The organism is Tenacibaculum ovolyticum DSM 18103, from assembly GCF_000430545.1.
Taxonomy (GTDB): Bacteria; Bacteroidota; Bacteroidia; order Flavobacteriales; family Flavobacteriaceae; genus Polaribacter; species Polaribacter ovolyticus.
This window is the reverse complement of the sequence record NZ_KE387164.1, coordinates 196,876-209,323: the sequence shown is the minus strand read 5'-3', so window position 1 is coordinate 209,323 and position 12,448 is coordinate 196,876. Positions and strand designations below refer to the sequence as shown.

Below are 12,448 nucleotides of genomic sequence, written 5' to 3'. Positions count from 1 at the left end.
TAACAAAACTAAAAGAATAGCCTTAGCTATGGTTTCTTTTTATTCTGAAATAGAAAGGAAAAAAGGGCGATTTATTACGGTTATTTTAAATTAGAACTGGTATACTAATATAAATTATTTTTTCATTGCTCTCATTAAGCCTTCTTGAGCCACTGATGCAACTAATACACCTTCTCTAGTGTAAATATTACCACAAGCAAATCCACGAGCTCCAAAAGCACTAGGACTCTCGATTGAAAACAATAACCAATCACTAAAATCAAAATCACGATAAAACCACATTGAATGGTCTAAACTTGCCATTTGAGTATTTCCAAAGTTTGCAACACTAGCATTTGGGTTTAAACAAGCTGTTAAAATATTATAATCTGAAATATAGGTTAAAATTTGTTGCTTCTGGGCTAATGTTAAATTAACAGCACCTCCTTTCAACTTAAACCATACATCTACAACTGGTGGTAAATCTTTTGCATCCATAGGATTTACAACTTGAACAGGTTTAAAATCTATTGGACGCTCAATACTTAAAAAAGATTTTAATTTTTTTGGTAAAAAATCACCAAACTGATTTAACATATCTGTCCAACTAAACAACTCTTCGGGTTGTTTAATATCCTTTTTTATCGGCATTTGATGCTCATACCCTTCTTCTTTCTTATGAAAAGAGCAAGCCAATATAAAAATTGTTTTATCTTTTTGAAATGCTGTTACTCTACGAGTAGAAAAACTACCGCCATCTCGAATAATTTGCACATTATATGTTATTGGTAAATCTAAATTTCCTGCTTCTAAAAAATAAGAATGTAATGAATGTAATGTTCGCTTCTCTGAAACAGTTCTATAAGCAGCATTTAATGATTGCGCTAAAACCTGACCTCCAAAAACACTTGGGCTTCCAATATCTTTACTAATCCCATTATAGTTATTATCGCCAATATCTTCTAGAGTTAGAATATCTAATAATTCTTGCGTGTTTTTCATTTTTATAATTATCTTTTCTCTCTTAATCTTTTAATTTAAATGGATGTCTTTGCGTAAATTCTGAAGGCTGAATTCTCTTTAAAAATAAACTTAAAATACGATTCGGAATCGTTTTTTTATGACGCAAATAAATAGTTAAATCTTTAGGAACTGCACCTACCGAACTTTTAATTTCACTTGCTGTTCTTCCAAAATTTATTGTCTTTACTTTCTTAGCTATACCTATAGAGATATAATCATATAGCATACGCTGATATATAGCGTATTCCTTATTATTAGTATAATCTATTCCTACAAAATGTGCATCTAATGATTCTTGATTAAAAACCCCAGATAAAAATCCAACCAATTTATTTTCTAACCAATACACTTTTAAAAAATAATCATCTCCTAAGTTTTCCTTTAATGTTTTATAGGTTTCTAAATTAAAATCAACCAAATTAAAACTTGCTTTATCAGATACCGTTTTATAAAGCGAAGTCATTTCTGGAAATAATTCAGAAAGTCTACCAGCAGTAACATCTTCAATTTTTAACATTGCACTAAGTTTAAATGCTTTTCGTGCCTTTACCCTAAATTTTGTTTTTAATGCTGCTAAATAATCGTCTAAATTATTCCAATTATTATCTAAATGTAAAACCATATTAGGATCTACATTAAAAGAATTATAACCTTCATTATATAATGTTGTTGTAAACTGTGATTTATTTTCGAAATCTTTAAACATAAAAACATCTGCAGTATTTTTAGTACTTAAATTCTCAAAATCAACAACAGCTTTAGCTATACTTTGAATAATTGTGTTTTTATCTTGATTATCTTTTATATAAAATCCGTGCTCACCACTTACAAAAGTATTTCCACAAGTAAGTATCTTAAAAACGTTTTCTGGTGGTATAAAACCTAATTTTCTCCCCATACACTTCATCCATTCTACAACAGATTGCATATTGTTCTGAACACTATCTAAATAAAAATCTACTATCTGAATAGTTGCTAAGGCTACTGGAGAATCATTTTCATTAAATAAAACTATGTAAGCAAACTTTATACTCGAATTATTTAATTGTAATGCCTCTAAATATTTTGAATTAAAATACAAGTTATTTTCACAATCTAATTGTTTCCAAATATCATTTGGAATTTCGTTAATATTATAAAAATATTGAACATTTAAAGAATGTTTACTACAAGATAACATATTCACAGACTCTCTTCTATTTGAAGTGTAAATTACTAAAAGTTTATTTAATGACTATTAAGCCACTCCTTTATTCCAAACAGGCACTTTTAATAACTTACTAATTTTCATCATATCACTTAATATATATGTTTTATCTCCGTGATTTAATAAATTGTATCTAGCTCCCTTGTTAGTGATTAAGTTTAACTCGTATGAAAAATAGCCACCTGAGCTACCTCCCGACGAAAATTTTTCTAATACTTGTAACGCGTATACTTGTTGAAATTGAAGAGTTTCACCACTTGTAATAATTTTTCTTTTTCTAGTATGTATAAATACCTTAGGAGAAAACATAAATAGTAAAAACAACCCTATTAATAAAAAAGGCCCACCAGAAGTAAAAAACAATTTTCCTCCTTTCATAAAAGTAAGTGGAATATTATAAACTTGATAGTATTCATAAAATGAAATTGCTACATAATTTAAGCCCATTAAGAAAAAACTCCAAGCAAATACTTTGGTAAATGAGCTAGAAGTTATTTTGTATCCTTGTGCTGTTTTTTTTAATACTTCACTCGCAAAATTACTAGCAGAATTCTCTAAGGCATTCCAAGATATTTGCTGCCCAATTACATCGGTTTCCGGATCTTCAAAAACAAAGTCTATTTGTTTATTTTTTGGTGAAGTTTTCTTTTTATTAGATATATAACTTGTTGCAACCATACCTACTCCCATAAACACTAAAACAAGTAACATTCCGCTTATTTTATAAAACGTATATTCTTCACGACCGTAAACCTTTGTGTGAATAGGCACAGTAATTTCTAATACTTTAAGTAGGTGCTCACCCTTTTTTGTTAGGCTTTTTAATTGCTGTAAAGAATCTAAAGTATAAATATCATTTTGAAGCTTTATTTGGCTATTATTATATCGCTCATAATTTTTTTTAAGTTCTGGTACAAGCACAAAATATACAACACCAATAGGAATTAATAAGAAAAGCCAATAGCTTTTAAAAGACAGTTTATTCATTGATTTTTTTATCTAATTTAAGTAATCTAAAAAGCCATTTCAAATTTTATTTGAAATGGCTTTTCTTTATTTATTATTTTCTAATCTACTTACAAAAAGGAACTGTAAAAGTACCTTCTACTTTACTACCAGTAGTACTTGATTTAATTTTCACAACTATTTCTGTTTCTGTTATAGACTCAACAACAACAGTACTTTGTATAACATTCTTAGGAGTCTCTCCATCTTTACTAAAAACAACATTTGTAGTTGATATTCCTACTTTATTTTCTACAGTCGTAGAAACATATAAATCGTAATTAAAAATACTTGAACTACAATCTGCTTCAACATTTGTTATGTTAATGCTTAACTGATCTCCACTCATAAAAGCCTTTCCTCCTGTGGCAACAAAATTGGTATTAAATACTGTTCCTGCTAATGCAGTATTTGGTATAGACCCACCGAGATTATCGTCAGTACTATCAGAACAAGCTACAAAAGCAAATACAATTGCCATGGCAATAAACTTAATTACATTTTTCATTTTTATCTTTTTTTAAGATTGTAAAGGTAATCATAAAACAAAAATAATTAGATTTTTTTTGCTTATTTTCAAAATATATTCCCCTTTAAACTACTTATATTTAAGTTTCATTATTACTAAAAAAAGTGATGATACAGCCGTTATACCATTAGCTAAAATCATTGGTAAACTCTTTAAATGAATTCCATAAATTAACCACAATACAATACCTACAAAAAATACGGAGTACATTACTAAAGATAACCCTTCAGTAGACTTTGTTTTCCATGTTTTATAAACTTGTGGTAAAAATGAAGCCGTTGTTAATGTGGCTGCTAACAAACCTAATGTTTCATAAAAATCCATACTAAACTATTTTAAACAAAAAAGAAGACTTTTTAAAGTTTTAAAAAGTCTTCTTTTCTTTATAATTAACTTTATCTTTTATCCTACAATATTAATAATTTTTCCAGGAACGATAATTATCTTCTTAGGTGTTCTATCTCCTAATTGAGCTTGTGTTCTCTCTTCTGCCATTACAATTTTTTCAATTTCATCTTTCGATAAATCTAATGGTAACTCTAAAGTAAAACGCATTTTACCGTTAAATGAAACAGGATAATTTTTAGAACTTTCTACTAAATGAGATGCTTCAAACTTAGGGAATTCAATTGTTGAAATTGATTCTGTATGCCCCAATTTATTCCATAACTCTTCTGCTACGTGAGGAGCATAAGGTGAAATTAAAGCTAATAATGGTTCTAAAATAGCACGCTTATTACATTTTAAAGCATTTAATTCGTTTACAGCAATCATAAAAGTAGAAACTGAGGTATTAAATGAGAAGTTCTCAATATCTTCTTCTACTTTTTTAATTGTTTTATGTAATACTTTTAATTCGTCTTTAGTTGGTTCTTCTTCCGTTACAATAACGCCTTCTTCCCCAATATATAATTTCCAAAGCTTTTTTAAGAATGAATATACTCCTGAAATCCCCGAGGTTTTCCAAGGTTTTGTTTGTTCTAAGGGCCCTAAAAACATTTCAAATAAACGCAAAGCATCTGCACCAAATTCTTCACAAATTAAATCTGGGTTAACGACGTTATATTTAGATTTAGACATTTTCTCTACTTCACGATAGCAAGAAAACTCATTATTTTTTCCAAAAACAAACTCAGCCTTTTTAAATTCGTCTCTCCACTCTTTTAACTTATCTATATTAATTACAGTATCACCTTCAAGTGTACTTACATCAATATGAATAGGTCGGTAAGATAACGTTGCTTCATTTTCAGCTGTAAGACCTGCTTCTTTTAGTTTTTTATCTAATCGAGACCATAATTTATCGTCTTTCTCAGTTTCTGTTATTTGGTTTTCTCCTTGAAAATAATCAGCAGAAACATATAAGTTATTCGTTTTACCGTCAAACATTGCTTCATACACAAGTGCAGAAGTTCCTAAAATCATTCCTTGGTTAATCAACTTTTTTGCAAATTCATCAACAGGAACAACTCCTTTATCAAATAAGAATTTTTGCCAGAAACGAGCATATAATAAATGCCCTGTTGCATGTTCTGAACCTCCAATATATAAATCTACTTCTTTCCAGTAATCAGCAGCTTCTTTGCTTACAAATTCACCAGTATTCGTAGCGTCCATATAACGATTAAAATACCAAGAACTTCCTGCCCAACCTGGCATTGTATTTAGCTCTAAATTAAAAACCGTTTTATTGTTAATTAAACTATTATTTACTACTTCATTTTTCTCAATATCCCAAGCCCACTCAATTGCGTTTCCTAACGGTGGTTTCCCGTCTTCAGTAGGTAAATACTTTTCTACTTCTGGTAGTACAATTGGTAAATATTTTGCGTCAATCATTTGAGGCATTCCGTCTTTATAATAAACAGGAAAAGGTTCTCCCCAATAACGTTGACGACTAAATACGGCATCACGTAAACGATAGTTTATTTTACCAAAACCAAAGCCTTGTTTTTCCATTTCATAAATAGCCAATTTCATCGCTTTTTTATACGATAATCCATTTAAGAAATCTGAATTTGCAATTTTTGTTCCTTCCTTATCTGCATGTGCAGTTTCTGAAATATCAACATTTTCAAAAATGTTAGGAATTTCTAGTTCAAAATGTTTTGCAAAATCATAATCACGTTGATCTCCACAAGGAACAGCCATAACTGCTCCTGTACCGTAATTTGCTAAAACATAATCACCAATCCAAATTGGCACTTGTTTACCTGTAAATGGATGTAAAGCATAGGCTCCTGTAAAAACTCCTGAAATCGTTTTTACATCTGCCATTCTTTCTCTTTCAGAACGTTTTGCTGTTGCTTTAATATATGCATAAACAGCTTTCTTCTGTTTATCAGTCACGATTCGTGACACCAATTCATGTTCTGGTGCCAACGTCATAAACGACACACCATAAATAGTATCAGGTCTTGTTGTAAAAACATCTATTTTGTAATCGTTTTGTACAACAGAGTTTACTACCTCAACATTGCTCTTTTCAATAGGTTTTGCAAACTGAATTGTATTATTTATTTTAGATACAACACCTAAAACATTTTCAATTACTTCTTCATTTGTAAAACGAACAATATTAAATCCTTCACTTGTAAAATAAGAAGTTCTTGCAGCTTCGTCTTCTTTACCAGAAAACTCAACAATTATATTTTTTGCTAAGCATACATAATCTACTAAAAATGTACCAATGGTATATTTTTTTCTAAACTTTGCTGCTCCTTTTTTAGCTTTTAACTCATTCCAAAGAACTTCTTCAGCTTTAGAAAGATTTAAACGCATTTCTTTTAATGCTTCTAATTCTTTATATGATAATTTAACACCACTTTCTGGCGCCTCTAAAGCATCAACTTTAAAAGTTACCATAGCTCCTTGTGAGCGACCAATCCAATTCGTTTGACTATCTTTTAAAGGCTGAGGCCAATCGATGTTTTGTAAACCATCTAACAAACGTTGTGAATATGCCGAAATTCGCATAGACCATTGCGTCATTTTTTTACGTACTACTGGATGTCCTCCTCGTTCTGAAACACCGTTTATTATTTCATCATTTGCTAATACCGTTCCTAATTCAGGACACCAGTTAACCTCAGTATCTGATAAATAAGTTAAACGATATTGCAACAATATTTCTTGTTGTTTTTCTGAAGAGAATCCTTTCCATTCATCTGCCGTAAAAACAGTAATATCTTCGTCTGAAACTGCATTTATCGTTCCATTTCCTGCCGTTTCAAAAACTGAAATTAAAGTTGAAACATCTTCAGCCTTATCAGTATCTTTATTATACCAAGAATTAAATAATTGAATAAAAATCCACTGTGTCCATTTATAATATTCTGGACTAGAAGTACGAACCTCACGTGACCAGTCGAAAGAAAATCCGATAGTATCTAACTGACGGCGGTATGTTTTTATGTTTGTTTCAGTTGTTATAGCAGGGTGTTGCCCTGTTTGAATTGCATATTGTTCTGCTGGTAATCCAAAAGAATCATATCCCTGCGGATGCAATACATTAAAGCCTTTATGACGCTTGTAACGTGCATAAATATCAGATGCAATATAGCCTAATGGATGCCCTACATGTAGTCCTGCTCCTGATGGATAAGGAAACATATCTAACACATAATATTTAGGTTTCTCCGATTCATTACTGGCTTTAAATGTTTGGTTATCTGCCCAAAACTGTTGCCATTTCTTTTCTATCTCTTGATGATTATATTGCATTGTATTTCTTTTAAGAAGCTGCAAATTTACGGTTATTGTATGGAACAATAAAACAGATCTCTTTTTAAAATAAAAGCATAAAAAAAATCGCAAACAAATGTTTGCGATTTTTAATAAAAATATATCTTTTTATTATTTAAAAGAATTTACTTTTTATCCTTTTACAGGTATTGACACGATAGTTTTTCCCCAACCAAAGTACATCTTTGCATCGTTATCTTCTCCATCAAAAGCAATTGAAAATGCTTCAACTAGTTTTTCCGATTTAGAAACTTTACCTGCTACTCTAGCAACATCTTCGGTTTCATTATAAAAATAAGATCCCCAAACATTTTTAGCAGTACTTAAAATCACTGTCCATTCTTTGTCTCCTGGAATTGTGAATAACGTATATGTTCCTGCTTTTACATCTTTTCCTCCAAAATTAACATCCTTGTAAAAAGTAATTTCAGCTGCCTCATTAGCTCCTGTTCTCCAAACTTTTTCATTTGGTGCTAATTTAGAAACTTTTCTTCCTTTTAATTGTGGACGGCTATAAACGACTTTCACTAATTTATCTGAAACTCTATAGCTACTTGGGTATGCAGCTGCATCCATTGGACTTTTATCTAATCCTGCAAAACTTTGCGCAACTGCCTTATTTGTAAATACAAGTGCAATTGTAAATATAAAGATTGATACTATTGATTTTTTCATACTATGTATTTTAATTTATTTATACTTATCGTTGGTCTTTTTAATGCAGTAAACTTACAATCTTTTCTCTTAAAATTATGTGAAATTTATCTTAATTATTCCATTTTAAAACACGGAGTTTCTCATATAAAAAGATCAAAAATACACTAAAACCAAACATAGGAAACACAATTGAAAGCCCTATAATTAGTATTATATTGCTTTTTGTTAATTTAAATTTAGCTGACACCTTTGGTACTCCCCAGCTCCCTTTTTGTTTTCTATAAATATAAGACATTACTGCTGCTAAACTCATGGCAGTTAAAGCAATTGCTATGCCAAACATTAACCACCAATTCCAAGCCCCAAACTCTCCTTGATGAAATGCCATAACCCACATACGTCCTCTCATTAAAAAACCAACATCACTCCAATCGTGCTCTTTAACTAATTTACCTGAATACTGATCAAAATGCAACATTTTTTGAGCATCTAGAGGAAGGGTTTTATTAGAAACACTAAAGGTACTCTTTGCTGATTTTGGAAAACCTAAACTAATTACTCCTGGTAAGTTTTGTTGCTTAGCAATCAAAACCATCTCTTCAATTGTAATTCTTTTTTCTTTTAATGTAGAAGTTAATCCTCGTCCGCTCCATGTTTTAGGATACCCAGTATTGGTTACTTTCTGCACCCATTTAAAGTTACTTCCAAAAACATCTGTCCAAGGAAACCCCCCAGCCAAAATAACTAACAATAAAATAGACATCCAAAAACCAGTTACAGCATGCAAATCTCTATACAAAGTTCTTCTTCCTTCTTTAAATCGAATAATAAAAGCTCCTTTTATTCCTTTAGAAAAAGGCCACCAAATATACAGTCCTGTTAAAATTAAAATAACCATCCAACTAGCAATTAGTTCTACGATTTTTGTTCCTATTTTACCTCCTAATAATTCTCCATGGAGTTTTCGAACAGTATACATCCAAGTATTTTTAGCACTGAAACTTCCAGAAACTTTACCTGTATATTTATTTACAAAAACACTTTTTTTACCACCAAATCTTCCTGAAATAAATTCATTACCTTTTGTAACCTCATTATTTAGAATTAATGTATTTGGCTTCTTTTTTAAATACTCCTTTGCATTTGCATATTGTTTTTCATAAGAAACCGTTATAGCCTGAGTACTTTCTATATTTTGAATATTAGCTATTGCTTCTTTTTCTACATCTGGTTTAAATAAATAAATTGCTCCCGTTATAGAAAGCACTAATACAAAAGGTAATGAAATGATTCCTGCGATAAAATGCCATTTCCAAAACCATTGATTTAATTTTTTATCTTTTTTCATTGTTTGAGATTGAATTCCCAATAACACTTAACATTTTGTATCATTGATAAATTTCTAGAATAAATTGGTTACTAAAAGTTATATTTAACTCCTCCATAAAAAGAAACAGGAGCTCCTACACTATACTTAACAGAACCATAGCGATATGAAGCTCTTGTTGAATATAATTTATCAAATAAATTTAAACCTTGCGCCCAAATTTCAAAATTCCTATAAGTATAACTTGCCTTTAAATTAATAAGATGGTGACCATCATATACCGTAGTTTGCCCTGATTGACCATTTACTATAGCAGCTCCTTCAAAACTTGAATTATATTTACCTAATTGCTCGTGCTGTAAGGTTAACAATAAGTTCATTATGGGTTTGTATTTTAAAGATGTTGAAGCAATATATTTTGGTGCAATTGGCATTGCGGTATTAGAGCGATCTATGGTAAAATAAGTTCCTGTTTTTCTATCTTTAGCAGCCTCTGTAAAAGTTATGTATTTATGACTTGCATAACTACCATTATAATCAAATTCTAAATTATCAGTTATTTTCCAATTAAACCCTAACTCAACTCCTTGTGAGCGTGTTTCTCCTGCATTTTGAGATAAATAATTCCCTGCATCGTCAGAAGTTGTAACAAAACGGTTTTTCCCGTCTAAACGATAAATAGCAAGATCTAACTTAATGTTTGAATTTAAGGTTGCATAAGCTCCAACCTCAAAATTATTAAATTTTGCTGGTTTTAATTCATACAAGTCACCATTTAAACCACTATTTCTAAATAATGAACCTATTTGAGGTGGTGTAAATCCTTTTGAATAATTAGCATATACACCGGACCTTTTATTAAAATTATAATTTAATCCAATTTTTGGAGCAAAATTATTGTAAGTAACTTTTTGATCTTCAACTCCAGAAGCTCCTTCATCTTTGTTATCATAATCATAACTAAAACCATCGTAGCGAATGGCAGCAGTAATTTTTAGATTATTAATAGGTGATATTTCAAATTGCGCATAACTTGCATAGTTTAATATATCAGCATCGTAAAACATTTTATAATTGTTAGTTACGTCATAATCAATAAACTTTTTGGTGGTAGCATCGTACGTGACTCTAATTTGTTTTGCATAATATTCTTGTGGTGAATAATCTATTGTTCCCCCTATAATTAATGATGCTTCAGCAAAATTGAAATCTATTTTATGTTGAATTAAACCTACAACACTTTTAAACTTATTGGAATTAATTTCACCAAATTCACTTCTTGTAGATATTCTGTATGACGGAATTTGATTCATTTCATTATCACGATAAATGAAATTGAATGATGTTTTATTATTATCATTCCAAATTCTATCTAATGTAGATCGAAAGCGTAGTGATCTTGCTTCTCTTTCTGCGAATGTATGATTGCTTTCATATTTACCTGCTAAATAATTTTCTTCTGATAAAGAACTTGACCCCATATCAGATCGAAAATCTATAAACGACACCGTATTTGTCCATCGTAAAGATTCACTAAAATCATTTACATTCTTAAAAGTAATTGCAAATTTCTCATAATCTGAATGTTCAATTAATCCATTTACACGACGCACTTTATGCACCCCTACATAAAAACCATATTTATCTAATGCAGTTGTTGAAACCTCTGCTTCAATTTTTTGTAACCCCAAAGAGTTTCCCTCTATACCAAATGACCCTCCAAATTCTTTTCTTGGATTTTCAGTAATAAAATTTATACTACCCCCAATTGCTTCACTACCATAAATACTCGATGCTGGTCCTTTTAAAACCTCAACTCTACCAAAAGATGTACTATTCATTTCTAAAAGCGCATTATGGTTAAATACAGCTACGGGTCTAATTGGCAAACCATCTTCTAAATATAAGAATAATGCTTTGGTTGCGATTGGCGTACGAATGGCCATCATATGTTGTTCGTTACTTGCTGCCATTGATGAACTCATATATACTCCTGGAACTTGATTTACTAATTGATCAACTCCAAAGGCTTTCGTTTCCTCAATATCTTTTGAAGTAACAATACCAATAGCCCCAGGAACCTCTGTTCTTTTCTGCGACTCTCTACTTGCAGAAACAATAATTTCATTCAAGCTATACTCATCTTCTTCTAATACGATTTCATTAAAATCACTAATAAGTTTAATCGTTTTTGTTTTATAACCAACGCTTGTTATCTGTACTGTTGAATTTTGTAATTTGATTATAAAATTACCTTCAAAATCGGCAGCAACTCCTTTATTTTTATTTGCTATTGAAATAATTGTAGCTCCAACAACGGGTTTGTTTTTAACACCTACTACTTTCCCTTTAAATATAGTTTGTGAGTAGCCTTTTATTGATAACATTAAAAATGTTATTAATAGTATATAATGTAATTTGAACATTTTTTAAAATTTTAAATACGTGCATTGTTAAATACACATTAGTAAATTAGCTAATGTGTATTCTATTTTTTGATAAATTGTATGTAAAATTTAAAGGGCAGGAGGGTGAAATACCAACTTAGAAAACAAAAAAAAGTAATTCTTGTTGTAAGGGTCTCGTTTTGAAATTGTTTTTAAAATTATAGTATCTTTTTTTATAGATAACAATTCAATAAATCCTATTGGATAATCTTCACCAACAATTCGTAAAGATTTAAAATCGTCGTCTTGTTGTTTTTCAAGTTTTTGCATTAACTGACATTTACCGTTACATTGAAGTGCTGGCTTGTCTTTATTAATACATAATACTTTTGATATATAATCGTAATTTATTACATACTCAACAAATGGAGCAACAGGTCGCAACATAGCAATCGTGTATAATAAAACAAAGAAATATATACTTAACTTTTGTAACAAAACTGATTTTTAAATCATTGAAAACGCAAAGGTAGTTTAAGTATATATTTTAATCAATTACAACCTGCTTTTTCTTTAGAAATAGATAAACT

The 12,448-nt window shown here is 30.2% G+C and carries 10 protein-coding genes; all 10 read right to left on the bottom strand.

What is annotated here, in order from left to right; translation table 11 throughout:
- Positions 1-114: 114 nt before the first annotated feature.
- Positions 115-981, bottom strand: a complete 867-nt coding sequence (locus H518_RS0115650; RefSeq protein WP_028889944.1) for an acyl-CoA thioesterase — start codon at positions 979-981, stop codon at positions 115-117.
- 22 nt (positions 982-1,003) lie between these two features.
- A complete protein-coding gene (locus tag H518_RS0115645) occupies positions 1,004-2,182 on the bottom strand; it encodes a hypothetical protein (protein WP_028889943.1) in 1,179 nt (392 codons plus the stop codon).
- Between the two features lie 57 nt (positions 2,183-2,239).
- Positions 2,240-3,196, bottom strand: coding sequence for a hypothetical protein (locus tag H518_RS0115640; protein ID WP_028889942.1), 957 nt, complete (start codon positions 3,194-3,196; stop codon positions 2,240-2,242).
- An 85-nt stretch (positions 3,197-3,281) separates the two neighbouring features.
- Entirely contained in the window at positions 3,282-3,722 is a 441-nt protein-coding gene (locus H518_RS0115635) for a hypothetical protein (protein WP_028889941.1), read from the bottom strand.
- Positions 3,723-3,812: 90 nt separating this feature from the next.
- Positions 3,813-4,067, bottom strand: a complete 255-nt coding sequence (locus tag H518_RS0115630; protein WP_028889940.1) for a SemiSWEET family sugar transporter — start codon at positions 4,065-4,067, stop codon at positions 3,813-3,815.
- 78 nt (positions 4,068-4,145) lie between these two features.
- The gene (locus tag H518_RS0115625) at positions 4,146-7,466 is read right to left on the bottom strand and encodes a leucine--tRNA ligase (protein ID WP_028889939.1); all 3,321 of its coding nucleotides are present in this window, start codon (positions 7,464-7,466) and stop codon (positions 4,146-4,148) included.
- Positions 7,467-7,619: 153 nt separating this feature from the next.
- The gene (locus H518_RS0115620) at positions 7,620-8,162 is read right to left on the bottom strand and encodes a DUF2911 domain-containing protein (protein WP_028889938.1); all 543 of its coding nucleotides are present in this window, start codon (positions 8,160-8,162) and stop codon (positions 7,620-7,622) included.
- Positions 8,163-8,253: 91 nt separating this feature from the next.
- A complete protein-coding gene (locus H518_RS0115615) occupies positions 8,254-9,492 on the bottom strand; it encodes a PepSY-associated TM helix domain-containing protein (RefSeq protein ID WP_028889937.1) in 1,239 nt (412 codons plus the stop codon).
- A gap of 71 nt (positions 9,493-9,563) precedes the next feature.
- On the bottom strand, positions 9,564-11,897 hold the full coding sequence (locus H518_RS0115610; protein ID WP_028889936.1) for a TonB-dependent receptor: 2,334 nt from the start codon (positions 11,895-11,897) through the stop codon (positions 9,564-9,566).
- Between the two features lie 90 nt (positions 11,898-11,987).
- Positions 11,988-12,356 carry a hypothetical protein gene (locus H518_RS20035; RefSeq protein WP_155995248.1) on the bottom strand — a complete coding sequence of 123 codons (369 nt, stop codon included), beginning with the start codon at positions 12,354-12,356 and terminating at the stop codon, positions 11,988-11,990.
- Positions 12,357-12,448 lie beyond the last annotated feature (92 nt).

Bases quoted from the DNA above. Each gene is read 5' to 3' on its own strand.
- H518_RS0115625 (WP_028889939.1), bottom strand. From the start codon at position 7,466: ATGCAATATAATCATCAAGAGATAGAAAAGAAATGGCAACAGTTTTGG.
- H518_RS0115645 (WP_028889943.1), bottom strand. From the start codon at position 2,182: ATGTTATCTTGTAGTAAACATTCTTTAAATGTTCAATATTTTTATAAT.
- H518_RS0115630 (WP_028889940.1), bottom strand. From the start codon at position 4,067: ATGGATTTTTATGAAACATTAGGTTTGTTAGCAGCCACATTAACAACG.
- H518_RS0115610 (WP_028889936.1), bottom strand. From the start codon at position 11,897: ATGTTCAAATTACATTATATACTATTAATAACATTTTTAATGTTATCA.
- H518_RS0115650 (WP_028889944.1), bottom strand. From the start codon at position 981: ATGAAAAACACGCAAGAATTATTAGATATTCTAACTCTAGAAGATATT.
- H518_RS0115635 (WP_028889941.1), bottom strand. From the start codon at position 3,722: ATGAAAAATGTAATTAAGTTTATTGCCATGGCAATTGTATTTGCTTTT.
- H518_RS0115620 (WP_028889938.1), bottom strand. From the start codon at position 8,162: ATGAAAAAATCAATAGTATCAATCTTTATATTTACAATTGCACTTGTA.
- H518_RS0115640 (WP_028889942.1), bottom strand. From the start codon at position 3,196: ATGAATAAACTGTCTTTTAAAAGCTATTGGCTTTTCTTATTAATTCCT.
- H518_RS0115615 (WP_028889937.1), bottom strand. From the start codon at position 9,492: ATGAAAAAAGATAAAAAATTAAATCAATGGTTTTGGAAATGGCATTTT.